We start from the raw sequence: 26,588 nt of genomic DNA, 5'->3' as shown, positions 1-26,588 counted from the left end.
CGATCTAATCTAGTACGTGCACACCGCGCTTGCCATCCCGCGGTTCAGCCGCCGCCGTGCGCCGACGAAAAACCGTCGCCGCTGGTGCGGATGCGGTTGCGGCCGAGAACATAGATCGCGGTCGTGACGATCAGAAGTGCGAGGCCGAGCAGGATCGAGACGAGGCCGATCGGGATCAGGGCCAGCGTCAGATTGCGTTCTGGGTTGATGAGCCAGTGATGGATCGAGGTCAGCACGAAGGCAAGACCGAGAAAGCCGACGCCGCCGCCTGCGAGCAGCAGCGCCCACATCCGGCGGAGCTGGCTGAGGCGCTCGCGCGCGACGTCGGTCCGGGGGGCGTGATGGCGCGCGACGCGCCGCACCAGGCGGATGGCGAAGGCGATCGAGCTGAAGCCGATCAGCAGGCTCGCGCCGCCCAACCACATCCGCAGCGTCGGGTCGAGATCCGGCATGCGCTGGAGCGTGAGCAGGGGGAAGTCGAAGGCCGAATGCAGGGCGAGCGGGCCTGCGAAGATCAGCAGGCGGCTGGAGAGACGGGCCCAGTCGCGGTGATGGCGGTTCGCACCCAGCGCCGTGCCGGCGCGCGCGATGGTCAGATAGGCGCCGGCGATGATGCCGAGTGCGCCGTGGAACGGCACGGTCAGCACGCTGCGCAAGGCGGCCAGCGAGCGCCACATCTCGGCATGCTGGACGAGATAGGCGAGGTTCTCGTAGGCGGCGAAGCCCAGGCCGACCGCGGCGCCATAGACCACGGTGTCCATCGGATTGGCGAAGGTCCGCCGCTTGGTCGAGGCAACCAGCACGATGGCGATCACCTTGACCGCTTCCTCCGGCAGCGCGACGCCGAAGATCGAATGCATGGCCAGCGCCGCCCACGGGTTGTCCGGGGCTGCGATCATCTTGGCGAAAGGGGCGCGGGCGAGGCCCAGCAGCGAAATGCTGGCCGCGCCCAGCAGGAACGCGGTCCAGACCTGGGCCGGCGGTCCCGGGCGTTCCTCGGCGGCAATGACAAGCCACAACATCAGGAGCGCCGGGGCGATCGCGGCCGTTCCGATGACGGTGGGTAACGCTTCAATCAGGTACATCGGCGCCGAAAATAGGTTCCCTTGATCCGCTTATCTACAGTCACCGATGCGACCTTGTGTCATGCGCTTGCTGTCGCGTCCCTTAACAAGCGCGACAGCCGGCGTTCATCAGGACCTCCGACGCGCGGTGTAGAATAACCGAGCGCAATCAATTGCATGACAGAACCACTTCGTCATCCATGGCAACAGTCGCGCGCCCGTCATCGGATCGCGATTGGTAAGTCAGATCAAGGCAATGTGCAGGTTTCTTCGATTCACGATGCACGCGTCGCCGCGGCAAGTCCAGAGCCGGGATTACCTCGTCCGGCCAACGCACGGCCGGGCGGGCCGGCCTAGTCACGCTTCGTTGCGCGGGAGGGTGACGCGATCCGGCGCGTCCTTACCTGCTCCAGCTCCCAGAAGGCGCGAATGAGGCACGTGCCAAGACAGAGCACGATGAGCAACAGCAGGAAGGCCTGGTCGACGGCAGGGATCTGAGTCATGGCAATGATAAAGCAACGCCCCTGCCACGCGTTCCCTTGCGCTGCCTGCGCCATCTGCAGGGCTGCCGATCCCAAGCCCGCTTCGACTGCCTCAATGCGTGGTGAAGGGTGGCGGTGCGTCGGGCGCAATGTCGAAGGCGCCTAGATGGAATTCCTCGCCGATGGTCTCGTCTGGCTCGGAATGCTGCGCCATCAGCGTGAACGCGGCCTGCGGGTATTGCTTCCAGATATCGAGATCGCCGGCGGTGATGGTGAGCCAGCCGAACGTGTACATGTAGCGTCCGGGCTCGGTGACCCGGCCGACCCTGTCCCAGGTGATCTTGTCCACTTTGATCTTGTCGACTGCCATTCGGTCCCCCGATCGCAAGTCCGTAAATCAAGTCTGCAAAAGACGTCCGGCCCGAGGCGCGGACCTGTAAAAGCTGATCCCGGAATGGGGCTGCGATAGGGCGGAGGATCAGGCCGATTGCAGCAGCAGGGGCGTACGGACAATCAGCCGAACGAGGTCGTCCCGCGACTGCTTTTCGGCGAATTTGACGGCAAAGCCGTGTTCGAACTTGCGGATCACGCGCCCGACGCAGGCGCCGACCGCGAGCGCGGTTCCCAGTGGCGGGTCGTATTCGCAGGAGATCGCGACTCCGGCCGTGGAGACGTCGATAATGAAGCAGGCATGGGTGCTGCCGTCCGCGAGCGTCAGGAAGGTGTGCGCGACCTGCGGAACGAAACGCGCGTCATTCCGCAGCTCCTGGACGCTGGCGTCTTTTTGCTTCTTCTCGAGCCAGGTCAGCTTTTCCGACATCCAGGCGCGCCGGGCCCGGGTCATGTCGAGCTCCATCAGGAAGCCCGATTTCAGCGTCGCGCTGATGGTGCACTGGAATTCGCCAAAATCCTGGAAGTAGGAGGTCACGCGCTCGCCGACCTTGCCGACCACCGGCACGTCGACCATCATGCGAAATGGCGAGACGCGGCTGGTGCGGCAGGCGAAGCTACGCAGCTTGCCCTCGCAGTCGTACCAGCGCGGCAGCGAGTAGCTGCCACTCACGGTGACTTGCACTGCACGCTGCCTGAGGAAGTCTGCGACGGACATGGGCGCCAATCGTGTTTCGGAGTATTTCCGTAATTCCACGGTAGCGATCAAATTCTAAGCAAATGATACCGGCACTCACGAGCAAGGGTAAATTTCCGGTTAACGCGCGGGTCGGGGCGGGCGGCATAGCGCCGCGATTGTAAGGACCGTGATCTCACGATCGCGTCATCCGAGCTGCACCAGTAGAGCTAACAGAGCCAGCACGCCACGGGCCAAGACGAGCTTGATCGTCGCGCAGGCCAGGCCGTCCGGCCTGCTCTGAAATCCGAACCATGGCAGTGCACGCCGCATCGCGCGCGTTGCGAATGCTTCGACGATGGCGAGCAGAAGAGCGATACCGGCGATGAAGGACCAGGATGCGTCCGGCAGCAGCCATGCCGCGAGCCACGCGGGGACGGACGCTTTCAACGACGCCAGCAGCGCGAACCATCCGAACAGCGATGCGAAGCCCTTGATGATGTCGGGCCCGATCGTGCCCGCCTCGAGACGGATGCCGATCTTGGCAAGCCCGAGTTCGATGCGCTCGCCATCGGTGAAGAAGAGGAAGGCGCCGAGATAGAGAGGAACGCGCGATTGAAACAGCAGCGCAACGATACCGAACAAAACAGCGTAGCCGCAGGCGTCAGCGAGGATATTCTTGCCGGCCAGAGGCGACGCCCCCGGCGCAGCCGTGGCCCGAGGCAACGATCTGGCGCGCGCCATGTGCTCCAGCATTCTGGCCCGCCGCTCCGGCGCGTAAGCTGTCGTACGCTGCATCCATGGCGGCGGCGCCGGCGAGGCAATGCCGGCCTGGTCGTCCGACGGAGATCTACGCTGCGCCATGGGGTTTGCATCCGGTTCCAACAGGACATTGGTCGGAGCCGAGGGGCAGGGAGGTTCATGGGTGCGGCGGATTTCGTCGCGTCATCCGATGGCGGATAATGGCGCTCCCTAGCGCCGTCGTGCACTGAATCGATCGTTGATTTTCAACGACTTACGCTTCGAGGGTCATGCGAAGCGCTGGACGTAAGACGAGATGGACCATCGGCTGACTGCTTAGGCAGAGGAGTCTCTAGCCGGAGCCGCCAATGCCGGGCAGATCGCTGCCGCCATTGTCGGTCCTATCCGACTTGACCTTCGTGCCCTGACGAAATGCAAAGCAAATGAACCCGACGAGGGCGACTAGACAGACCAGTGGAACAAGCCAGTTCGGCATATTCTAGCTCCCCTGAGGCCCGCTCGGTTGGCCGCCCCTATCACGCGATTGTCCACACCCAGGATTAGGAGTAGCACGGCGCCGTTCCCACCCTCTACAGATCGATGAGTGCCCAGTAGGAACTGCGCGGAATTGATCGCGACATGCGCAAACCTGTCCGCCTCGAAAACCGCAACCTGCCTGATGCTCGCCCCGTCAAGATCACGCTGGCGAGATGCGCTCCACTGGCGTTCGCGGTCTCATTGTCTTCTGCCAAGATTACAGGTGCAGCCACCACTTGTCCCTCTCGCCGAAGGTGGTGGACCAGTGGCCGGACCACGTCCGGCTCTCCGATCTCGAACCCCGGTTTGTCTGCAAAGCATGTGACCTGCGCGGCGCCAATGTCACGCCGGGCAGCGAGCACACGATAGCGGCTGTCCTCCTGCTGGCGGGATGAGGGCGGCGCCGTTGTTGGGGGCCGGCACGTTGGGCCTTTAGAACAATTGTCCACTTTGGTATGTAGGACCAACTCAACTGCGGGAGCGAGTCGTGCTTGCGATCATCCTCGTCATGGCGGCCATCGGGCTGACGATCATCGGATCGATTGTCGCCCTGTTCGAGACCCGCAGGGCACTGGATCGCAGGCGGTTCAAGAGGCGAGCGCAGGAATAAGACGACCTGTTCCGATTGGTTCGACTGGCTTGGGACGCCGCCGACTGTTCGCCTTAGCTGCGTCGCTTCTGCGTCACCTGCCGTAATGGTGTGTTGTGTCGATGTACGCGGACTCGCACGGCCGGTTCTGTCCTGCCCAGCGCGTGGGCGATCTCATTCGGTCGACTGCCCGCTGCCGCCATGGCCAACAGGCGTGCGTGCTCTTCCGGCGTCCACCGTCTCACCAGCGGGTGACATGACTTTCTCATCGCCGCAGCGGCCTCCAGCCCGTGTCTGCTGGCCTGGCTGCTACAGCCGGGGCTGCAGGCTGGAGCGGCGATTGTGGTCTGCGGGCACATCCCGTGCCGACAGCCACGCTACGAACTGCGCAGCTCGATCGGCCCGGACCGTAACGCTGTGCGATCCGAACCGATCGGCGCTGTGCGCGCGGATCTAGCTGCAGCTCAGCGGCAACGGCCGGCCGGGGTGCAACTCGTACCAATCGTAGCAATCCGGATAGGCGCCGTAGAATCCATATCCGGGCCGGTAGCGATCATAGCGGTGAAACGCGTGCTGGCGGAGGCCGCCGGTTGCGGCATGGCCGTCGAGGCCGAGATGCTCGCCTCCGAACCGGGCACCGCCACCAATCCGCCCTCATGCCCCGCGCCGCCGAAATGCGCGCCGCCGCCAAAGCCCGCATGTCCGCCGCCGAAGCCGCCACCGCCAAAGCCGCCGTGGCCGCCTCCGCCGCCGTGCGCGTTGGCCGCGCCGATGGCGAGCGTCGAGGCAAGCGCTGCTGTTGCCAAAATCATGATGGCTCGTTTCATGGGAAACTCCTCTCGAGTTAAGCCCGGTCATCCCTGAAGCCCGCTGCCGCACCGTGCGCGCGAGGCCACTCATGGCTGGACGTGTGATGCAACGGAGGTAAGAGCGCTGCGCGGCAATCCAACTGAATTCTGCGTCAGACATCAGAGGCGCGGCGCACCAAGGTGATTCCGCCGCGCGGTGCCGGCACGCGCAAAGGGAGCGGGCTGAATGGATCAGCCCGCTCTCTATCGTGCGAGGTGCGGCGGCCGGCGAAGTCATTCGGCCGGACGCGCTGGCGCGATTAGAAGCTGCCCGTGCCGGGCTCGCACGGCACGTTGTTGCCGGTCCACGGCGCGGTGGCGAAGGCGCCGACGCGCGGCGCCGGAATGCAGGCGCGCTCGCCCTGATAAACGGGCCCACTCGTTGGGATCGTATCGACCTCCACTGCGGGCTGCCGCGTTGGGGCATGATGCTCGCGAGCCATGACGGGCCCGCCGAGCACGGCGGCCGCAATCAGTCCCATCGACAAAAGTTTGGACGTAGTCATTCGCTCTCTCCTTTGATGACATCAAGCCGACCAGGCCGGCTGGTCATCGAGGTGTGCGCGATCGGGCGTGATTCAAACGCACGATTTGCTCACCGTAATTCAACAGCCTGTGAGCCGATGCAGCGTCCCAACCACGATCGTGCGAATCCATAACATCCGTGGCCGGTGGGACGACAGCGAGCGCGTTGAACAAATATGTTCGATGCAGCGCAGTTCGGAGCGGAGTCCGGAAGATGATCACGACAACGGCAACAACGGTCGCTCTTGCACTGGCGCTGCTCGTTAGGCGCGCAAGCCACATCATGAACTGCAATTCAATGGCGCCCCGTGCGCCGCAAGCCTATCCCGTACCGCGGGGAGTGGCCGGCATCAGGCGGCGTCGGTGCCGCACGTTCAACGAGCGCGGGCATTGGACATGAGCCCGCGCGTCGCCGAACCCACGCTTCCCCATCGCGCGCCGAAACGCAGCGCGGGACGTGGGGCGAGGATCATGAACCGGATTCTGTTGATCGAGGACGACGCCGAGACCGCCGAGGCGATTGTTGCCGAACTTGCCGATCGTGGTTTCGAGGTGCAATGGTCCGCCAACGGCGTCGACGGCCTCGACCGCGCCCGCGCGTCGAGCCCCGATGCCATGATCGTCGATCGCATGCTGCCGGGAATGGACGGGCTGACCGTCATCGAGGCGCTTCGCAAGGATCAAGTCAGGACCCCCGTGCTGGTCCTGAGCGCGCTCGGCGCGGTGGACGACCGGGTGCGCGGACTGCGCATGGGCGGAGATGATTATCTCACAAAGCCGTTTGCTATCATCGAGCTGGTCGCGCGCATAGAGGCGTTGCTGCGCCGTCCGATCGACAGCCGCGAAACCATCCTCCATGTCGGACCGCTTGAGCTCGACCTGATCGAGCGGACCGCGCGACGCGGCGAACGCGAACTCGACCTGTTGCCGCGCGAATTTCGCTTGCTCGAATACATGATGCGCCGGAACGAGCAACTGCTGACGCGTGCGATGCTGCTCGAGGAGGTCTGGAACTACAAGTTCGTTCCGGCGACGACGAACCTGATCGACGTGCATATGGGCCGGTTGCGGCACAAGGTCGACGGTCCCGGAGAGGTGCCGTTGATTCACAACGTCCGAGGCTCCGGCTTCGTCCTGCGTTCGCGGCAATAGGGGCGCAGGATGCATCAGGTCCGGTTGATCCGCTCCAGCACGTTCCTCTGGGCCCTGGCCATGGCGGCCGCCTTCGCGCTGTTCGTGGTCGGCCTGTTCGCGTTCGTCTACTGGAAGCTCGACGACTATCTGATCGCGCGATCCGATCGCATGATCACCATGCAGATGCGCTTCATCGCAGACCTGCCGCCGGCCCGCCGCGTCAGCGCAATCACAGATCATCTGGAGCAGGATTCCAGGGGCGTGCAGTACGCAGGACTGTTCAACGCCGCGGGCGCCCGTCTTGCCGGCAACATTGACCGCGTCCCGCGCGAACTCAGGCTCGACGGCGCGGTCCAGGGCGTGCGGTTCGATCTCATCAAGAAGCTGCCGGTCCACGATCCCGTCGTCAGGGCGATCGGCAAGCGTCTCGATGGCGGCGATGTCCTGGTGATGGGACGGAACGTCGACGAGACGCGCGAGATATCGAGCGTCGTGGGGCAGGCCTTGGCCCTCGGCCTGCTGCCGGCCTTCAGCCTCTGTCTGCTGGCCGGTGCCTGGCTCAGCCTCCGCGCCCAGAGGCGCGTGGAGGAGGTGAACCACCGGGTCCAGCGCATCGTGGCCGGCGAGCTGCGCGAGCGGCTCCCGGAGGGCAATACGGACGATTCCTTCGCTCGGCTGGCCGGGATCGTCAACGGCATGCTCGACGAGATGGAGACGATGATCAACGCGCTCGCCGGCGTCGGCAACGACATCGCCCATGACCTCCGGACTCCGCTCACGCGCGTCCGCCTGGCGCTGGAGCGCGGGCGCACGCATGCGGAGACGCTGGAGGAGCTGCAGGAGATTACCGACAAGGCCATTGCCGGCATCGACCAGTCGCTCGCGATCGTCACCGCCCTGCTGCGCCTGACCGAAATCGAGAACAACCGCCGCATCGCCGGCTTTGGCGAGGTCGCGCTTGACGAGATCCTGCGGGAGGTGTGCGACGTTTACGAACCCATCGCCGAGGACAAGCGTATCGCCCTCGGTGTCGTTATCGAGCGCGACGTGAAGGTGTGGGGCGACCGGGACCTCCTGTTCGAGGCGGTCGCCAATCTCGCGGACAATGCCGTCAAGTTCACGCCATCAGGCGGACGAGTGGAGCTCGCTCTGGAGGTGGAGGACGACACGGCGCTCGTGCGCGTACGCGACACCGGCCCCGGCATCAGCGAGCAGGAGCGTGAGGCGGTGCTGCGGCGGTTCTATCGCTCCGACAAGATGCGCAACACGCCGGGCGTCGGGCTCGGACTGAGCCTAGTCGCCGCCATCGTCAAGCTGCATGGCTTTCGGTTGATCATCGGTCCGGCGCCCGGAGGGCGGATCGAGATCCTTGCTTGGACCGGACGGACGGGCAGGGCCGCCACACGCCGGTCGCGGACATTGCTGCGCGCAGACGCGGACGAGGTGGGATGAGCCAAATGACGCGCGATGCTTTCGAGATCGACCAGCCGGCCCGGAGTGTGGGAGTGACAGATGCAGACTAGCCACGAAGTTACGAGCAACAATTCCCCCGCAGCGTCGCTTGCATCGGTGCCGGTGCCATTCCTCACCGCGTATTCCGCCGCGATCAGGCGCTACGAGCTTCTCGAGCCAGGACAGGAGCAGCAGCTTGCACGTCGCTGGCAGCAGACGCGGGACCGGAGCGCGGCGGACGCGCTCGTCACCAGTCATCTCAGGCTCGCGGCCAAGCTGGCGCGCGGCTACCAGGGATACGGCCTTCCGCTGGTCGATCTGATCTCAGAGGCGAATCTGGGCCTCGTGATCGCAGCGTCGCGGTTCGAGCCCGGCCGCGGCGCACGCTTTTCGACTTATGCCATCTGGTGGATCAAGGCCGCCATCCACGAGTACATTTTGCGGTCCTGGTCCCTCGTCAAGATCGGGACGACGGCCGCGCAGAAGAAGCTGTTTTTCAAACTCCGCAGCGAGATTAGGAAAGCTACCGGCAGCGCGATGGCAGGGCTCACGCCTGACGTCGCCGAATTGATTGCCGCGAAGCTCGAAGTGACGGCGCGTGACGTGATCGAGATGGACGCGCGGCTGCATGGCGACATGTCGCTGAATGCGCGCGTCGGCGACGAGGACAGCGGAACCGAGCTTGAAGCCCTGCTGGTCGATGGGACGGTCGACGCAGAGACGGTGCTGGTCGATCATGAGCAGACGGTGCATCGTGCCAAAGCCTTGCGTGTTGCGTTGGGCGGGCTTGCGGCGCGGGAACGTCACGTCTTCGAGGCGCGGCGGCTGAGGGAATGCCCGGTTACGCTCGATCAGCTGGCCCACGAATTGTCCATATCCAGCGAACGTGTCAGGCAGATCGAGATGCGCGCCTTTGCCAAGATCAAGCGGGCCGTCATGCTTGCCGCTCAGGATGCGCCACGCGCCATCAAATGTGGCCTCTGAATTCGTTTTCATTTGAACGGCGCTCCGGCCGTCCTCACTTGTCTGACGATCTCGAGACATTTGCTCCAGGCAGACCATCATGGGAATTGTTCGCTTCGCGCTCCGGCTTCCGCACACATTCTATGTGCTTGCGGCGCTGATCCTGTTCCTCGGCGGTATCGCGATCCGGTCGATGCCAACGGATATTTTCCCGGAGATCCGTATCCCCGTCGTCACGGTCATCTGGAGCTACACGGGCCTCTCGACGCCGGAGATGGAGCAGCGCGTCAGTACCTACAGCCAATATTCGATCAGCGCCAACGTCAGCGGCATCAAGAACATCGAGGCGCAGACCCTCAACGGGCTGTCGATTCAGAAGGTCTACTTTCAGCCGGACGTCAATCTCGATCTTGCGATCGCGCAGATCGTCTCGGCGACCAACGCCATCCGTGCCCTGATGCCGCCGGGCATCCAGCCGCCGATCATCGTGCAGTTCAATGCCTCGAGCGTGCCGGTGCTGCAACTCAGTCTCGAGTCGAACAGCCTGAATGAGCAGCAACTCTATGACTTCGGCATTTACCGGGTTCGCCAGCAACTAGCTCCGGTTCCGGGCGTGACTCTGCCCACGCCTGCCGGCGGCAAATACCGCCAGATCATGGTCGATATCGATCCGAACAAGCTGCTGTCCCGCGGATTGACGCCGCTTGACATCGTCAATGCGGTGAACACCCAGAATCTGACACTGCCGACCGGCACGACAAAGATCGGCGACACCCAGTATACTGTTCGTACCAACGCGACGCCGGCCACGATCCAGGATCTCAACATGATTCCGGTCAAGTTCGCGAACGGGGCCACAATCTTCCTGAAGGACGTCGCCCAGGTTCGTGACGGCGCCCAGGTCCAGCAGAACATCGTGCGCGAGGACGGCCACCGTGCCGTCCTGCTCAGCGTCATCAAGAACGGAAATGCCTCCACGCTCGCCGTCGTCAACGGCGTCAAGGCGGCCCTGACGTCGATCCGCGCGTCGGCTCCGGCGGGGCTGAAGATCAACGAGCTGTTCGACCAGTCGATATTCGTCACCCATTCGGTCAATGGCGTGCTGCGCGAAGGTGCGATCGCGGCCGGCCTCACAGCGCTGATGATCCTGGTGTTTCTGGGATCGTGGCGATCGACGCTGGTCGTCCTGATCTCGATCCCGCTGGCGATGCTGTCCTCGCTGATTGTCCTCTATTTCCTCGGCGAGACCCTCAACACGATGACACTCGGCGGCCTTGCGCTCGCGGTCGGTATTCTCGTGGATGATTCGACGGTGACGATCGAGAACACGCACCGGCTCTGGACCGAGGAAGGCATGCCGTTGTCGGAGGCGACCCTGCATGGCGCCGCCGAGATCGCGGTGCCGACGCTGGTGTCGACGCTCGCGATCAGCTGCGTGTTCACCTCGGTCGTATTTCTGGAGGGGCCGGCCAAATATTTGTTCACGCCGCTCGGCCTCGCCGTGGTGTTCGCAATGCTGGCGTCATACGGACTGTCGCGGACGCTCACGCCGATCACCATCGGCCTGCTGCTGAAGGGTGAGCGACGCCATGGTGAGGGCGAGCGCCCGTCGGGAATCTTCGCGCGCGCCTCGGCGGCATTCGAGCGCGGCTTCGAGCGCCTGCGTAATGGGTATTCCGATCTCCTGCTGAATTTGCTGCGACATCGCGCCATCGTGCCCGTCGTTGCAGTGTTGGTGCTGGCGCTCGGAGCCACCATGTTCGTCTATGTCGGCAGGGACTTCTATCCCCTGATCGACGGCGGCCAGATTCAGCTCCACGTTCGGGCGCCCGCGGGCACGCGCATCGAGCGCACCGAGGCGATCTTCCAGACGGTCGAGGACAAGATCCGCGAAGTCATACCGGAGCGTGACCGGGCGCTGATCGTCGACAATATCGGTCTCCCGGCGCGGGCCTACAATCTCGCATTCACCGACGGCTCCACGATCGGGGTGAACGACGGTACAATTCTGGTGTCTTTGAAGGACGGGCACAAGCCGACTGCGGATTACGTCAGGAAGCTGCGGCAGGTGCTGCCGTCGGCATTCCCGGAGGACACGTTCTATTTCCAGGCGGCCGATATCGTCACGCAGATCCTGAACTTCGGTCTCCCGGCGCAGATTGATGTTCGCACGGTCGGTTACGGCAACAACAATCTGGCCGTCGCCAAGGAGCTACGGAAGAGTCTCGCGGCGGTTCCCGGACTGGTCGATGCGCATCTACAGCAGGAGGTCGATGCTCCCGCGTTCTATGCCGACATCGACCGCACGCGAGCCGCGCAACTCGGTCTCAACGCCAGCACGGTGGCGACCAATATCAATGTCAGCCTCAGCTCGTCCGCGCAGGTCTCGCCGAATTTCTGGACCGACCCCACGTCGGGCATCCCATATTACCTGGCCGTGCAGACGCCCGAATACAGGGCCAATTCGCTGAACGCCTTGGGCAACACGCCGGTGTCAGCCTCGCTCGCTGCAAGCGGCCAGACGGTGCCGGGCCTGCTCAGCAATGTAGCGACCTTCAAGCGGGGAACGGTTCCCACCAACTCGAACCAGGCCAATGTCCAGCCAGTGTACGATGTCTATGCGAGCGTGCAGGGGCGCGATCTTGGCAGCGTTGCGACTGATATCGCGAAGGTGACGTCCACACTGCAAAAGCAGCTTCAGCCGGGCAATTCGATTCAGGTTCTGGGACAGATCCAGAGCATGCATCAGTCGTTCCGCGATCTCGGGATTGGAGTGCTGTTCGCGGCTATCCTGGTCTACCTGCTGATGGTCGTTAACTACCAGAATTTTGGCGATCCCTTCGTCGTCATCATGGCGCTGCCGGCGACATTCTGCGGCATCGTGACGATGCTGTTCATCACCGGGACGACGCTGAACGTGCCCTCGCTGATGGGAGCCATCATGGCGATCGGCGTTGCCTCGGCAAACTCCATCCTGCTCGTGACCTTCGCGCGTGACGAGCAGTTGAACGGACACTCGGCCTTCCAGGCGGCGCTCAGTGCGGGCCGGACGAGGATCAGGCCCGTGCTGATGACTGCGGCAGCGATGATCGTAGGCATGATTCCGATGGCGATCGGTGGGCCAGGGGAGGAGCAGAATGCAGCGCTCGCGCGGGCGGTCATCGGTGGCCTGCTGTTTGCAACCCCGACCACCTTGCTGATCGTGCCTTATCTCTTTGCGATGCTGCGCAAGGGCAATGACGGCAAGGCTGGTCACGGCGTATTCGAGGAGCAACCGGAATGAGTGATGTTCGCGCAAAGACCGATGGCGAGGCGACGAGAGACCGCCCGGGGGCGGAGAGCCTCCGGGTCGTGGAGCTGCCGGGCAAGAGCGCACGATCCGGACGCCGTTACGGTGGCGCACTGCTCGGGGGAGGTGTGCTCCTGCTGCTTGCGGGCGGCCTCGGCATCGGCGGGTGGCGGCACTACCAGGCTGCGCATGACGTGGCCGCGGTAGCAGAGCGGGTTCGGATCCACGTTCCGGAAGTGCGGGTGGCGACAGTCAAGCCCAGCGGCGATGTCATGAAGGTCAGCCTGCCGGCGACGACGACCGCATTCGAGGCGGCCAACATCTTCGCGCGGACCAGCGGCTATATCGAGAAGCGCTACGTCGACATCGGTGATCGGGTCAAGAAGGGCGATCTCCTCGTAGAAATCACCGCGCCGGAGCTGGACCAGCAGATCGCACAGGCGCAGGCGACGCTGGCTCAGGACCAGGCCGCGCTTCAACAGGCGCAAGCGAGCCGGGAGTTGGCCGACGTCACCAATTCGCGCGACAGCAATCTGGTCAAGCAAGGCTGGTTGACGGCGCAACAGGGCGATAATGACCGTCTCACCCTGCGCGCGCAGCAGGGGGCGGTGGGCGTCGCGCAGTCGAACATCACGGCGCAGGAGGCGCAGATTCGCGTCCTCCAGCAGGAGAAGTCTTACCAGCGTGTGGTGGCGCCGTTCGACGGCGTGGTCACCCAGCGCAACGTGGACAATGGCAGCCTGGTGCAAGCGGGCTCCACCTTCATGTTCACGATGATGCATTCCGACGTGGTCCGAACCCAAGTCTTCGTACCGCAGGACGAGGCGTTCGGAGTCGGGCCGGGCGTCGATGCGGATATCCGTGTCCCTGAGATTCCGGGACGGACATTTGCGGGCAAGGTCACGCGGATCGCAACCGCGCTGCAGCCGGGGAGCCGGACGCTATTGACCGAGATCGACGTACCTAACCCCGATGGTCTGCTGAGTCCGGGCATCTATTGCACGGTCGAATTATCGATCCCGCGCAGGACGCAGTCGACGACGATCCCCTCCGACGCACTCGTGTTCGATCAGAACGGCCTCCATGTCGCGGTCGTGCGGAATGGCACGGTTCATTTTCAGCAGGTCTCGATCTCGAGGGATTTTGGCACCACGGTGGAAGTGCGCGACGGCGTGCAGCCGGGCGATCAGGTCGTGCTCAATCCTGCGGTCGATCTGGCAGACGGTAGCAAGGTCAGCGTTCGCAAGACCCAAGTGAGTTAGGAACACGAGCGATGATGCGGATCGCGCTCGTAGCGGTGTTGGCTCTACTGCTCGGCGGCCGTGCTGTTCAGGCACAGGTCGCAAGGACCGGCAGTACGGCAATGGATCTGCCGACGGTGCCGGGCGCGATCGTGATCTCGCCGCTTAACAGCCCGGGGCCGTTTTCCGCGACGACCGTCCCGGGCGCGCCTGATACCACGCTGGCGCCCGTCCCGCTCGCGTCGGATCCGACGACGCCGGGGACGGTGGTCGTCTGCGCCCCACCGTCGTCATCGCTGACGCCGGTGCCGCCGACTCCGGTCGTATCACCCACAGGCCTTCCGACCTCGGGGATCGCGGCTCCGATCCTGCCTGTTACAGGACCGAACAGCAGCTCGATCGGGACGATTTCCGCGGCCGCGCCGGCGGGAACAGGTGCGAGTGTGGCGTGCAGTTCTATGTCGGGAGGGCAGGTGACGAGCGCTGCGTCTCTGCCGTTGTCGATTTCGCAAGTGCCTGCAAGCCCCCCGCCGGGTACGATCCTGGTGGACACCAGCGGCGCTGGCGGCACGGGCATAGACCCGAATGCCGCCGTCGTGCCGAGCCCAAACAGTTCAGCTTGCGCGGAAGGGGTCTCGATGAATTTGGCGGAGCCAGCGACGGTGCTGCCGGCCAACGCCTCAGGAGCGGCACCGACGCCGGGGGTGTCGCCGATCCTGCCACCGGGATGCTGAGGTGGCCTTGCAGGCCTTCCGTGCTATCGCATTACACGGCATCGCGTTGTCATGTTGCCGGGCGCAGCTTGCGAACTTCGACATCCGGCGGAAGCATGCTTCTACCATCTTTGTATTCCAGTCCACCATGACGGCCTTGTTGCCCCTGACCGCGGTGCGGCCCACGAATGTTCCCATCGTGCTTTGATGGTCGATCGAACGCCAGGTTGCCCTTCCAAACGGCGTATCGAAGCTGACATCGACAAAGCCATCCGCCATCGCTCAGTCTGGACGCTCCCGAGTCGCTCGAAGGGAGCCACGTTCCGGTGCACGAGCTCCTCTGCCGCGCGGATGCGGCGCTGGGTTTTGCCTTCGTCGTCCCGGCTGATGACCTGCAGCTCGCGCCCGAGAAGGCCGCCTTTCGCGTTGACCTGCTCGACCGCCAGCTGCCAGCCGCGACCATAGGGCGGGTGAATGCAGGTGCGCTTCTATAGTTGATCTCGCCGATCCTGATCGGTCGAGTGCCCTGCGCACGGATGAGGCCGGGCGAAAACACCGAAGCGCGGATGCCGGCCAGAATCTGTCGTCGAGAGATGTTCTTCAAGCAAGTCCGGAACATGGAGTGATCGGCTATTTTTGGCAGCGCAGACATGTGTCCCGGCCGAGGCTTGGCAACCTAGTGGCAGGTGCAAGACGCGGGCCGGTCGCTGTCGCAAGTAAGATGCCCGGTATTTCAGCCAGAGCGCGGGCAAAGGCGAGCGCGGGAAGATCGATCGCCTGATCGAACAGAGCGCTGACTGGACCGACGAGATCAAGTGCGCTCTGCGGACGGTTCGATCCAGCCATGATCCTTGCCCACGCCGCCGCAACCTTCAGCTCGTAAAAGCGACATTGCTGGTCACGGGCCACGGATAGGCCCTTCGCAAACAGCAATTCGGATCGAGAGAGGTCGGAGGGGGCGTTGGTCAGGAGAATTTCAGCCTTGATCCTCAACAGGTCGGCAAGGCACCACAATTGCCGGCCTTGCCGTGACATGGACAAGGCCTCTTCCACCGCGGCCAGCGCCTGCGCAGCCTCGCCACTCGCCAGCAGGCCTTCGGCGAGCGATCCGAGGAACTCGGGATTGCGCATCAGCCATCCGTTCTCGGTTCGCGCTTTCAGGCCGCTGCGCAGCAGCCTTATTCCATCGCCACGGTTGCCTTGCAGGACCAGCAATTGTCCCTTCAGGCAAGACGTCCAGCTGGTCCAGAAAGCTATCCCCTCGCGTGTGACGAGATCGAGAAGGGAGGATATCGCCTGATCAGCGGTGACGAGGTCATGCGTCATCAGCGCGATGGGGCAGACGGCATTCCGGAGTGCGTAGGCGATCGCAAGCTTGTCGTTCTCACGCTCAGCCTCCTGGAGGCATTCGGCGGCCAGGGATCTGCTCTGGGCGATCTTTCCCTGCAACAGCAGGACGCGCGCCAACATCGCCTTGGCAAGAACGCTCTGGTTCAGCAGAAACCACACCTGGTTCGCACCGCCGTTCAATCCGTGAGCCGAATGGTCCAGCGACAGAGTCAGTTCGCGCCGAGCATCCTCCTGCGCGCCAAAGAAATGGGTGGCGGCGCCGATCAGGCGACGGCCCACCGCTTCGTTGGCGGGATTTTCGGTGCGCAGTGCGATCTCGAGGTAGCGTTCGCCGACCTTCTTCGCCGCGGCATATTGACCAGAGTTGAGGTTATAGCTCCACAAAGTCCAGACCGCCTTGAGCTGAAGCTCGAGATCGGACAATTCCTCGGCGAGCACGAGGCCGGTGCTCAGCGCCGCCTTCATGCGATCCGCCGATCCCGTCGTGTTGAGAAGTGAGAATCCCAAGGCGACATAGAGCTGCGCCTTCAGCTTCGGAACGCAGCTGAACCCGGGACTGAAATGCGCAAGCGCATGCTCGATCCGTGTCGAGCATTCCACGAAGGACAGCAATTGCATCCATACCGGAACGAAACCGGCGGTCAGCTCGATTCCAAGCGCCGTATCGCCCCCGGGCGAGAACGCCCAATCGAGCGCCGCATGCACGTTTCCGATCTCCTGGGCGAAACGAGAGATGTCGTCAGGAGCGGGAGAGGCATCGCCGAGCGGCGCGATGATCTGCCTGAGAAAGCCGGCTTGCCGTTTGGCAGCCTGCTCGACAAGGCCTGCATCCGCGAGCTTCTCCAGCGCATAAGCGCGGGTGCTCTCCAGGAGGCGCCATCGTCCCTCGAACGAGGGGTCCAGCGACACCAGCGATTTTCCGACCAGATTGAAGAGGGTTTCGATGACGTCCGACCGGGCCAATGTGTTGTCCGTCATCGCACTGGCCGCATCGAGCGTGAAGCCGGCCGGAAACACCGCGAGCTGGCAAAGCAGGTTCTGCTCTGCCGGAGGCAACAGGTCGTAGCTCCAGTCCAGTGTCGCACGAAGGGTCTGGTGGCGCGGCAACTGATCGCGGCGACCGCCGTTCAGGAGCTCGAAGCGCTTGTCCAGCCGAAGCAATACGGTGTTCACCCCGAGATTGGCGGCCCGGGCTGCGGCAAATTCCAATGCGAGCGGAATGCCATCGAGCCTACGGCAGATGGCGGCGATCTTCTGAAGCTCGTCCGTGCCCGCGGCGAAGCTTGCGCGCAAGGCCCGCGTTCGCGCGACGAACAGCTGTACAGCGCTTTCCCGGAGCAACAGGTCGGGATCGTGCACATCGGCGCCAGGAACCGACAGCGCCGGAATGGCCGCAACGTATTCGCCGTCGATACGGAGGCCTTCGCGGCTCGTCGCGAGGACCGTGACGTTCGGACAATAGCGCAGCACGGCGCTGGCAATCTGCGCGGCCGCTTCGATCACATGCTCGCAATTGTCCAGGACGAGAAGCAGACGGCGGGTCCCGATGCCTTGCGCAATGCTTGCGGCCGAGGCTCCCTTGTCATTCGAGGCGAGCTTGAGGGCGCGGGCGCATGCGGATGCTGCAAGTGCCGCATCCTGCAGGGTCGCGAGCTCGACCAATGCCACGGAATCATTGAACGAGAGCGCGACGCTACGTGCGAGCTCGATTGCCAGCTTCGTCTTTCCGATGCCGCCGGGTCCGACCAGGGTCACGGCCCGAAAGGCCGACAACACATCGGCCAATTGGCTCAGACAGTCCTCGCGACCGATGAGAGGTGCGCGGATGCCAGGCAGGTTGCTGGAGAAAAGCGCGTCGGCCGGCACAGCGACAGGCGCGGCTGCGGTGTGATCCAGATGTCCGCTTCGCCAGGCTCCCGCGAGACTATATCCGCGACCCGAAACCGTCTTGAGGAGATTGCGATCCTCGCCGAGTGCCTTGCGGACGGCCGAAATATGAACCTGAAGCGTATTGTCTTCAACGGTCAGGCCCGACCAGACGCTCCCGATCAAATCGTCCTTGGTGACGAGCAGACCCGCCGAGCCGACCAGCTTCTCGAGAATCTCGAATGCGCGGCTGCCGATCGGCACCGCGACGTTGTCGTACCTCAGCTCTCTCCGCTGGCAATCAATCAGCCAATCTCCGAAAGAGTAAGTGCGATCAACCGGCGATGACATAGCGGGTCCGTGAATCAATTCCGTTGCTGTGATCCGGCGGAAATCACGAGTCCGTCCTTGAGATCACCGACCCTTGGCAAGAATTTGAAAGCGCCAATGCGCTTGGGTCTCCTGCAGGGAGATCGCCGGCGTGTCAAGAAGGCCCGCTCCGTCGCCGGCGCTTCGTTCATCGTCAATGCTGACACCCGACGCGCTCGTGTTCGATACACGAATTCGTGACGAGGTCGGGCGTGTGTCAGAATGGGAGGGGCGGTCGAAGGCGGCTGATGCCATCAGGTGAAGGCATCATTTGCCACATCGCCGGGAATGGTCAGCGCAACAGCTCCGGAGCGCAAATGCTTCCAGGAGACGCGCAACCAGCGGCAGGAACGGCGGCCTGATCGTGAGCCGCCGTCTTACTCCCGCCGAGAGGTCAAGATCCGGAACGTTGAGACGATCAACTTCCAGTCGGCGTGAACCGGACTTGTCCGGTTCGCGAGCTCAGTAGCCTGACGTGGGCTCGCAGGGCGGCCGGCGCCAGGGGGCGGTTGCGTACGCGCCGACGTCGGGAGCACGGGTGCAGCCGCGCTTGGAGGTGTCAGGCACGCGCTGAGCCGACGCATAGGCCTCGGCATTGGTACGCTTCACGTTGCCTTCGCGCGCCATTGCGGGGGGGGCAATCATGGCTGCGACCACGAATCCGGCTGACAAGAGCTTCAGTGTAGTCATCGAACATCTCCTTGAGAAAGCGACGCCGGGAACGCCTCGGCCCGCACGCAAGACATGTGCATGCGCGCGTCGCATCCGCAGTGTTGATCGAACGAACCTTTTCGTCTTTGCACGAAGTCGCCGGGCGCGTTGACGTCAGGCATCGACGGCTGATCCGACCGAGACCGTCGCGCACTAGTCAGGCGAACGCGCCGCCTGGTCCGCACGCGTCCGGCAGCGGACAAAACCATTCCCATCTCTCGCCGGTGAAGCGCATCATCTGGAGATGCGCGATCGACGGAAGTCCGTTGGCGATGTCATTATTCGAATGCCGGAATGGAAGCGTCGCGCTCGAGGTCCGCGGCAACCCGCACGATTCTCTCGTGCGCTAGATCGCCGCCGCAGGGCCGTGCATTGCGGGGCGCTGGAGGAGGGCGTGTAGCAGCCGGCGGTCCGACTATAGCGCGGCGCCGCGGCCGGTTTAGGATGCTGAAGAACTGTCAAGTTCTGCAGTTCCCGGGGCGCGGTTGTCGGGATCCTCGTGATCGGCCTTGCTGAGACGCCGGCAGGGTGCGCCGCACGGCGCGGTCGCACTCCCGGACTGCGGACACCATCATCTGCACCTCGCAGGACGCAGGATGCCCGATTGCAGCGTGTCGTCATCGACGCCAATGTTGGTTGTGAAGGCGGCCCACGCCGAATACGGGCGCGGCACCACCCGGCCGCTCGAGGCCCATTCGGCCGGCGGGCGTCAGCGCGCCACCATTCAGCACGTCGCGATCGGGGTACATCGATGCGAAGGCAGCCGGCTCCTGATCGGCGAAGGACCAGGCTGCGGATGCGGACGATATCGTTGCCGTTGAGATCAGCGCCGCGGCGATCAAGATCTTGAATGCACTCATAGCGATTCTCCATTGCTTGCTCTGTGCGGAGAGACGCTTGGCGATGATCGCTGCTCGGCTGGTGGCGTTTCCGAAATTTGTTCTTGATGATGCTTATGTAGGTTGTCCTGGTGGAAAACCCTGGCGAATGTGCATCACTCTTGCGGGAAGAGTCTGTCATCGTTGTCAGAATTCTCGCGCGGTTGTGCGTGGTCAAACTCGTCCGGTGTTCGTTTCTGGGAGGCGGACAGTTCAAAACATCTGGAGTGTAAGCGATGAGATCATTTGCTGTTATTTTTATCCTCGCTAGCGTTGCCCTCTCGGACAGTGCGTCGGCCCGCGGCGGCATGGGATCGCATATGTCGATGGAGAGCGGCGGCGCGCTCGGCACGAGCGCCGCCGCGCCTGGAACGAACTCGCTGGGCACCGCGCTTCCGTCGGACAGTCGTGGTCACGCGACCATGGGACCGTTGCTCGGCACGGATTCGACTATCACCAAGGAAGACGCTCGGCTCGAGAAGATGCTGGAAGGATCGATCTGCCGCGGTTGCTGAAGAGAGCGCATCGTGACACGGGGCCGCAGGCACCCGCCGTCCGGCGACCTGTGTCCTTCGAAGGATTGATGGTAAGCTGGACTGAAAATGATGAAACCGCTTGGGCTGTCCCAATGATGGCTGAGCCAGGCCCGCGACCCGTCTACATTTGCGCGGAATGGGAAATCGATCTTGTCAGACGCGAGTTGCGTTCGGCGGGGGAGCTCGTTCCCTTGGGAGGACGTGCCTTCGAGATTCTTGCGGAATTGGTTCAGGCGCAGGGTCAACTCGTCACCAAGAAGGACCTCACGGAGCGCGTCTGGCGGGGCGTCTTTGTCGAGGAGAGTGCACTTCGCGTCCATATCGCAGCGATCCGAAAAGCCCTTGGTTCTGATCGCGACATGCTGTCAACTGCCGTTGGCCGAGGCTATCGCCTGCTGGGAACGTGGCGGATCCGGCATATGGACACGCCACAACGATCTGCCGCAACCGGGCTGCCGCCGTCGATCAATATCCCCAGCGCATCATTCGACCTCATCGGCCGGAGCGCCGAGATCGCGCATTTGTGGCGGCTTCTGTCGGCCTATCGCGTGGTGAGCCTGGTCGGGCCCGGTGGGATCGGAAAGACTGCGCTGGCGCTGGAGGCCGCCAGAACGCCGCCGACCGGCTTTTTGGCTGACCGGTTGCTGGTCGAACTGGCCTCACTGTCCGATCCCAGACTCGTCTGCTCTGTCATCGCTGGAGTGCTTGGCACCAAGCTCGAGGGCGAGGAAATTTCGCCGGACTCCATCGCGCGCGCGATCGGTCCTCGGCCATTGTTGCTCATCCTCGACAACTGCGAACATGTCATTGATGCAGTGGCGCAGGTGGCCGAATTGGTTATCAGCCGCTGCTCCGGGACGTTCATTGTTGCGACAAGCCGGGAGGCGCTGCGCATCGAGGGGGAGCATGTCTACCGCGTGCCCCCTCTGGGTGTGCCGCCTGAAGTCCGGCTCGAACCCGCCGCCGCATCTGCGTACAGCTCAGTGGAATTATTCACGAGAAGAGCGAAGGCGCTGGGTTCAAGCTTTGTGTCCGACGAGGAGAACATCGGCGCCATCGCAGCCATCTGCCGGCGGCTCGACGGCATTCCGCTCGCGATCGAGTTTGCGGCAGCGCGCGCAGTCATGCTCAGCCCGCCGAAGATCGCCGCACTTCTCGATGACAGGTTCAAATTTCTGACGACCGGCCGGCGCACGGCGTTGCCGAGGCAGCAAACGCTGCGCGCAACGCTCGACTGGAGCTACGACCTGCTGCCGGATCACGAGGCGTGGCTGCTCCGGCAGCTCGGCATATTCGCCGGAGAATTTCAGCTCGATGCAGTGATTGCGGCAGCCGGCGAGGGCATCGGCGACGCGACCGGCCAGCTTTCCCGACTGGTGGCAAAGTCGCTCGTGCTGGCCGATATTCGCGGCGACAGCCCTCATTATCGCTTGCTGGATACAACGCGTGCCTATGCGTTGGAGAAGCTGCACGCCGCCGGAGAATATCCGGACGCCGCCCGCCGCGAGGCGAAATACTATTGCAGATTCTTCGCGGGCGCCGAAGCGGACAGCGAAACAACGTCGCAAGCGGAGTGGCTCGCCGTCTATGGGCGGCACATCGATAACGTGCGCACGAGTCTTGATTGGGCCTTCTCATCCGGCGGAGACCCCCAACTCGGGGCAGCCTTGACGGCGGCGGCGGTTCCACTCTGGGTTCAATTGTCGCTCCTCACCGAATGCCGCGAGCGGACCGAACTCGCCCTGGCGCGCCTCGATCCGACGGCCGCGAACGGGCTGCGAATTCGTATGCAGCTGTCGGCCGCACGCGGCTGGTCGCTGATGTACGGTGTTGGAAGGGCCCGGGAGGCCGGTTCCGCCTGGGCTGAGACCCTGCAGCTTGCCGAGCAGCTCGAGGACAGAGACTATCTGCTGCGCGCGCTTTGGGGGCTCTGCATCGATCAGTTCAACAATGGCGAATTCCAGAGGGCCCTCGAATTTGCGCATCGTTTCGCGACGGTCGTGGCCGACGCCGGCAATCCGGTCGACCGCATGATGGCCGACCGGCTGCTCGCCACTACGCTGCATTATCTCGGCGATCAGCGGCAGGCGTATCATCATATCGGACGAACAATGTCTCGCCTCTCGGATCTGGCGGCCAAGCCTCAGGTCATCCGGTTCCGGTTCGACCTGCGGGTCTCGACGCGCTACTTCCAGGCGCGGATCCTGTGGCTGCTTGGCCTCGCAGATCAGGCCTTGGACGTCGTTGAGAGCAACGTCGAGGAAGGCCGGATCAGTGGTCACGCCCTTACATTCTGTAGCGTCCTCGGCCAGGGCGCTTGCCCGATTGCCTTCCTCGCTGGCGATCTCGACGCGGCCGAGCGCTATTGCACGATGCTGATCGAGCACACTGAGCGTCACCCGATCCGCCTGTGGAACGTATGGGCGCGCGCCTTCAGGGGCATGCTGATCTCGCGCCAAGGCGACCTCGCGGCCGGATTACCCTTGCTGCGCAAGGCGCTTGAGGTCGCGGGCGAGGCGCGCTACCTGCCGCGCTTTCTGCTTCCCCTCGGCGAACTCGCGGCATGTCTCGGCGAGGCCGGCGACGTGTCGGAGGGGCTTGCGACCGCCGCCGACGCGCTCGCGCGATGCGAGGCGAGATACGAGGGGTGGTATATCGCCGAACTCTGGCGCATCAAGGGCGAACTGCTGCTGCTTCCCGGCGAGCGCCGCTCGACGATCTCTGCCGCGCGGGCCTTCGACAGGGCGTTCGAACTAGCGCGGAACCAGGGCGCATTGTTCTGGGAGCTGAGGACGGCGATCAGTATGGCTCGATTGAGGATGAGCGAGCGACGTCCGGCCGATGCACGCAATGTTCTGGCGTCCGCGTACGACAAGTTCACCGAAGGCTTCGAGACAGCCGACCTCCGCGACGCGCGCGCAATGCTGGCGAAGTTGGGATCGTAAGCGATGCCCCGGGGAGCGACATCAGCGCCGCATCCCTCCGTGCCCTAGAACCTTTCGCAATTCGCTTGTGACGGCGCCTGTGCTGCGCGCCGACGGCTCATCGCATGCCAGCATGGACCGGCAACCCGCTCGCATCGTTCGTGACCGCACCCCGCGGTCATTTGGCCGCAAACGAGCACGAGAGTGGCGGGCTGAGCTCGGCAAGCAAGCCTTTTGCCATCACGAGGCTGCGTGTCTGGAATCCCTCGGTAAATCGCTGATAGATGGGCGCCAGGATATCGTGCGCTTCCTGGCGGCGGCCGCTTCGCTGCCACAGTCTCGCAAGCGGGATCGCCGCGCGAAGCTCATAGCCCAGCGCCCCCTGACGGCGAGCGACGTCGAGCGCCTGCACGAGGTTCAGCTCCGCTTGCGGAAGATCCGGATTGCTCTTGTGCATCAGCGCTACCGCCCTCGCGCGCAACATGTCGGGCATGTCCATCATGAAGTTGCTGTGCCGGGCTTCAGCAATCGCCTGATCAATAGTGTCCAGGGCTTCGTCCCCGTGACCTGTCGCCGCCAGGGCTTCCGCGAGAGGCGTGCGAAGCCCTGCCACCGCACCGAAATCCAGGCTCTGAAGCTTCTCGATCGAGCCTCTCAGCATGGCGAACCCGACGTCGGTCTCGCTCCGGGCCAGCAGTGTAACCCCCTTCATGGCCTCGCCGACCATCCGGAGGACGGCGAGGTCGTGCCTTCGAGCCTCCACGATGAATCTGTCGATATGATCTTCGCAATCTTCCGTGTCGCCATTCCAGAAAAAGACGTCGAATGCCCATGGCAGCGCTCGGCAGAACATCACCGGATGGTTCGCTGCAATGACGTCCGAGATGGCGCGGCGCACCATTTGCGTCGCCTGATCCGGATGTCCCTGAAGCCAGAGAACGCGTGCAAGGGTGATCTGAGCGCGTCTGGGATATTCGAGCGTAAGTCTGCTAGGGACGTCCCCACCCAGGTCAGGATGCAGCAACGCCGATTCGATGTACGAGCGAGAGGCTACGAACTTTCCGAGATATTGGCAGGAGATGCTGAGCAACACGCGCATGCGCGCCACCGCAATGGAATCGTTGCTGGCGAGAGCGATGGCTTCGCCGCGTTTGGCAGTACTCAATGCCTCATCATACTTGCCGACGAACAATTGCAGCAAATGTAACTGGTCGATCAAGCGGATCTGCCCTTGTATGTCGCCGATCTTCTCTGTCAGTTCGAGCGCCCGGTTGAGGTGACTTGCGCCCAATTCATCCAGCTGTCCCGTGAGCATGCGGGCCGCCCCAAGCGCAGTGTGAAGGACGAGACCGTGCCGGATGCTCCCAGTCGTTTCATCGAGTGCTTCGATGGCGCGGGTGACCCAGAGTTCGCATTCTGCCAGGAGCGACAGCTTGAAGAATAGCGGTATTGATGCCGCTGCGAGGGCCACGCCAGCCCTGCGGTCCCCCTGATCGGAGAAGCACCACGCCAGTGCCGCGCGGACGTTGCCGAACTCTTCGGCAGCCGCCGAGAGGTCTCGGTTCGCTTCGCTGCCGATCTTTTCAAGGAGGCCGTGAAAGTAGCAGGCGTGACGTCGCGAGACCGCGCCGGCCTCTCCGCTGGCGGCAAGTTTCTCTTGCGCGTATGCCCGGGTCGAGTCGGCTAGGCGGTAGCGGGTCGGTTGCGAGCCGATGTTCAGCGCGAGCACCGACTTGGCGACGAGGCTGTCGATGATCGCCAGGATCGTGTCGTCGTCCTCCGTGGTCGCGGCAATCGACCGCGCGGCATCCAGGGTCATGCTGCCGACGAACACTGACAGCCGACCGAGGATCACGCGTTCCGTTTCGCTTAGTAGATTGTAGCTCCATTCGATGGTTGCGCGCAGCGTCCGGTGTCGCGGCAGTGCGGTGCGTCGTCCCTCCCACAGCAGATTGAGGTGCTGGTCGAGGAGCTGGACCATCGCTCTCGCGCCGTATACGCCCACATGGGCGGCGGTAAGCTCGATGGCGAACGGGATGCCGTCGAGCCGGCGGCAAAGATTGCCGACATCAGAGGCGTTCGCGTCCGACAGCGCGAATTCGCCGCCTCCCGCAGTCGCGCGCTCGACAAAGAGTTTCACGGAAGCATAGGCGAGGGCGTTCGCGGCCGTCAGAACGGCCCTCTCTGGCGGGCTCGGCAGCGGCGGGAGACGGTACGTGAATTCGCCTTCGACGCGCAGCAGCTCCCGGCTCGTTGCCAGGATGTGCAGCTCCGGTGCCGCCTGATAGAGCCGTTCGGCCAGCGCCGCCGCCGCTTCGATGACATGCTCGCAGCAGTCCAGAACGAGCAGCATGCGCTCTTTGCGCAGGAGTGTCGCAAGACTGCCGGTGGGATCATTCGATCGAGCCAGCAGCCCAAGTGAAGATGCGACGGCTGCGGGAACCAGCGCGGCGTTGCCCGTCTCGCCCAGACCGACGAAGTGGACGTGCCCGGCGAATTCCGCGAGCAGCGCATGTCCCGCGGAAACCGCGACCGTGGTCTTGCCGATGCCGCCCGGTCCGACGATCGTGACGAAGCGTTTGGCTCTCAGTCTTTCCGAGATGTCCTGCATGGCTTGCTCGCGTCCCACCACCTGCCGGGGTTGTGCCGGCAGGTTGTGGACGTAAGTCGGATGGGTCGGTGCAGGTTGCCTCTGTTCCGGGCGCGAGACCGCAGCGACGAAGCAGTAGCCTTGTCCGGAGACCGTGCTCAGATATCTGGCGCCGCCGTTGCCGTCTCCGAGTGCCTTGCGGAGTGCCGCGATGTGGACACGCAGGCTGTTTTCCTCGACGTCGGCACCCGGCCATGTCGTGGCTATCAGATCCGTCTTGTTGACCACGTTGCCGGCCTGCCGGACCAGCGCGAGCAAGATGTCAAATGCGCGCGCCGACAGCTGGACCGGGCTCCCGTTCCTTTCAATCCGCCTCTGTGCGGGGACGAGGCGAAACGGCCCGAAGACGAAGATCTCCTGGGCGGCTTCGTCTTGGGTCGGGCCAGCAGCGGCTGTTATGTTGTTACTTTGCCAGCGTGGGGCCATTTGGAAATATCAATCCGACAACCGACGTGCCACGTTCTATGACCTGGAAACGTACCAAGACGGATGAACGTAGTGGCGGTCTCAAGCGTAACATTCGGTACGATTGGGATAAAGGATCACTGTGATCGAAGGCAAATCACTTTCGTCTATGTGAGGACGGGGCGCCAACTGGTCTTCCAATTTTTCAGGAAATGACCCTCGATTGCGGAAAAGAACCAGAACCGTGCTCGTGAT

Annotated in this window: 19 protein-coding genes and 1 pseudogene; 8 read left to right on the top strand and 12 right to left on the bottom strand. The window is 63.6% G+C overall.

What is annotated here, in order from left to right; translation table 11 throughout:
- Positions 1–44 precede the first annotated feature (44 nt).
- The 4 genes from IVA88_RS22110 to IVA88_RS22095 form a co-directional block, all read right to left on the bottom strand.
- Positions 45–1,085: a PrsW family glutamic-type intramembrane protease gene (locus tag IVA88_RS22110; RefSeq protein ID WP_247499281.1), complete on the bottom strand. Its 1,041-nt coding sequence runs from the start codon at positions 1,083–1,085 to the stop codon at positions 45–47.
- Between the two features lie 573 nt (positions 1,086–1,658).
- Complete coding sequence (locus IVA88_RS22105) at positions 1,659–1,916, bottom strand: hypothetical protein (protein ID WP_247499280.1); 258 nt, start codon at positions 1,914–1,916, stop codon at positions 1,659–1,661.
- Positions 1,917–2,024: 108 nt separating this feature from the next.
- Positions 2,025–2,654, bottom strand: a complete 630-nt coding sequence (locus IVA88_RS22100; RefSeq protein ID WP_247499279.1) for a PilZ domain-containing protein — start codon at positions 2,652–2,654, stop codon at positions 2,025–2,027.
- 165 nt (positions 2,655–2,819) lie between these two features.
- On the bottom strand, positions 2,820–3,476 hold the full coding sequence (locus IVA88_RS22095; protein WP_247499278.1) for a hypothetical protein: 657 nt from the start codon (positions 3,474–3,476) through the stop codon (positions 2,820–2,822).
- 901 nt (positions 3,477–4,377) lie between these two features.
- Between IVA88_RS22095 and IVA88_RS32480 the strand changes: the two genes are divergently transcribed.
- Positions 4,378–4,500 (top strand): hypothetical protein, encoded by a 123-nt coding sequence (locus IVA88_RS32480; protein WP_256466819.1) that lies wholly within the window; start codon positions 4,378–4,380, stop codon positions 4,498–4,500.
- A 443-nt stretch (positions 4,501–4,943) separates the two neighbouring features.
- On the opposite strand, the gene IVA88_RS22090 is transcribed toward IVA88_RS32480, so the two are convergent.
- On the bottom strand, positions 4,944–5,306 hold the full coding sequence (locus IVA88_RS22090; RefSeq protein WP_247499277.1) for a hypothetical protein: 363 nt from the start codon (positions 5,304–5,306) through the stop codon (positions 4,944–4,946).
- A gap of 281 nt (positions 5,307–5,587) precedes the next feature.
- Entirely contained in the window at positions 5,588–5,833 is a 246-nt protein-coding gene (locus IVA88_RS22085; protein ID WP_247499276.1) for a hypothetical protein, read from the bottom strand.
- 490 nt (positions 5,834–6,323) lie between these two features.
- On the opposite strand from IVA88_RS22085, the gene IVA88_RS22080 reads away from it, so the two are divergent.
- From IVA88_RS22080 to IVA88_RS22060, 5 genes are all read left to right on the top strand, one after another.
- Positions 6,324–7,004 (top strand): response regulator transcription factor, encoded by a 681-nt coding sequence (locus tag IVA88_RS22080; RefSeq protein WP_247499275.1) that lies wholly within the window; start codon positions 6,324–6,326, stop codon positions 7,002–7,004.
- A 9-nt stretch (positions 7,005–7,013) separates the two neighbouring features.
- The gene (locus IVA88_RS22075; RefSeq protein ID WP_247499274.1) at positions 7,014–8,438 is read left to right on the top strand and encodes a HAMP domain-containing histidine kinase; all 1,425 of its coding nucleotides are present in this window, start codon (positions 7,014–7,016) and stop codon (positions 8,436–8,438) included.
- A 60-nt stretch (positions 8,439–8,498) separates the two neighbouring features.
- Positions 8,499–9,422, top strand: coding sequence for an RNA polymerase sigma factor RpoH (gene rpoH / locus IVA88_RS22070; RefSeq protein WP_247499273.1), 924 nt, complete (start codon positions 8,499–8,501; stop codon positions 9,420–9,422).
- A 79-nt stretch (positions 9,423–9,501) separates the two neighbouring features.
- Positions 9,502–12,684, top strand: coding sequence for an efflux RND transporter permease subunit (locus tag IVA88_RS22065; protein WP_247499272.1), 3,183 nt, complete (start codon positions 9,502–9,504; stop codon positions 12,682–12,684).
- Positions 12,681–13,952: an efflux RND transporter periplasmic adaptor subunit gene (locus IVA88_RS22060; protein ID WP_247499271.1), complete on the top strand. Its 1,272-nt coding sequence runs from the start codon at positions 12,681–12,683 to the stop codon at positions 13,950–13,952. Before IVA88_RS22065 ends, IVA88_RS22060 begins: the two co-directional genes overlap by 4 nt.
- A gap of 67 nt (positions 13,953–14,019) precedes the next feature.
- On the opposite strand, the gene IVA88_RS22055 is transcribed toward IVA88_RS22060, so the two are convergent.
- The 5 genes and pseudogenes from IVA88_RS22055 to IVA88_RS22035 all read right to left on the bottom strand — a co-directional run bounded on the left by IVA88_RS22055 (position 14,020) and on the right by IVA88_RS22035 (position 19,800).
- Positions 14,020–14,508 carry a hypothetical protein gene (locus IVA88_RS22055; RefSeq protein ID WP_247499270.1) on the bottom strand — a complete coding sequence of 163 codons (489 nt, stop codon included), beginning with the start codon at positions 14,506–14,508 and terminating at the stop codon, positions 14,020–14,022.
- A 501-nt stretch (positions 14,509–15,009) separates the two neighbouring features.
- Positions 15,010–15,212 (bottom strand): annotated as a pseudogene (locus IVA88_RS22050) (ABC transporter substrate-binding protein); the annotation flags it as partial.
- 62 nt (positions 15,213–15,274) lie between these two features.
- Entirely contained in the window at positions 15,275–18,124 is a 2,850-nt protein-coding gene (locus tag IVA88_RS22045; protein WP_247499269.1) for a winged helix-turn-helix domain-containing protein, read from the bottom strand.
- Positions 18,125–18,691: 567 nt separating this feature from the next.
- Positions 18,692–18,919, bottom strand: coding sequence for a hypothetical protein (locus tag IVA88_RS22040; RefSeq protein ID WP_247499268.1), 228 nt, complete (start codon positions 18,917–18,919; stop codon positions 18,692–18,694).
- 638 nt (positions 18,920–19,557) lie between these two features.
- The gene (locus IVA88_RS22035; protein ID WP_247499267.1) at positions 19,558–19,800 is read right to left on the bottom strand and encodes a hypothetical protein; all 243 of its coding nucleotides are present in this window, start codon (positions 19,798–19,800) and stop codon (positions 19,558–19,560) included.
- A gap of 254 nt (positions 19,801–20,054) precedes the next feature.
- Here IVA88_RS22035 and IVA88_RS22030 point away from each other — a divergent pair, with 254 nt between their 5' ends.
- A complete protein-coding gene (locus IVA88_RS22030; RefSeq protein ID WP_247499266.1) occupies positions 20,055–20,333 on the top strand; it encodes a hypothetical protein in 279 nt (92 codons plus the stop codon).
- Between the two features lie 113 nt (positions 20,334–20,446).
- Positions 20,447–23,299 (top strand): winged helix-turn-helix domain-containing protein, encoded by a 2,853-nt coding sequence (locus IVA88_RS22025; protein ID WP_247499265.1) that lies wholly within the window; start codon positions 20,447–20,449, stop codon positions 23,297–23,299.
- A gap of 157 nt (positions 23,300–23,456) precedes the next feature.
- Here the strand turns inward: IVA88_RS22025 and IVA88_RS22020 are convergent, their stop codons facing one another.
- Complete coding sequence (locus tag IVA88_RS22020; protein ID WP_247499264.1) at positions 23,457–26,354, bottom strand: winged helix-turn-helix domain-containing protein; 2,898 nt, start codon at positions 26,352–26,354, stop codon at positions 23,457–23,459.
- Positions 26,355–26,588 lie beyond the last annotated feature (234 nt).

The sequence above is a fragment of the Bradyrhizobium sp. 149 genome, from assembly GCF_023073915.1.
GTDB lineage: Bacteria > Pseudomonadota > Alphaproteobacteria > Rhizobiales > Xanthobacteraceae > Bradyrhizobium.
This window is presented reverse-complemented; position numbering and strand designations above follow the sequence as displayed.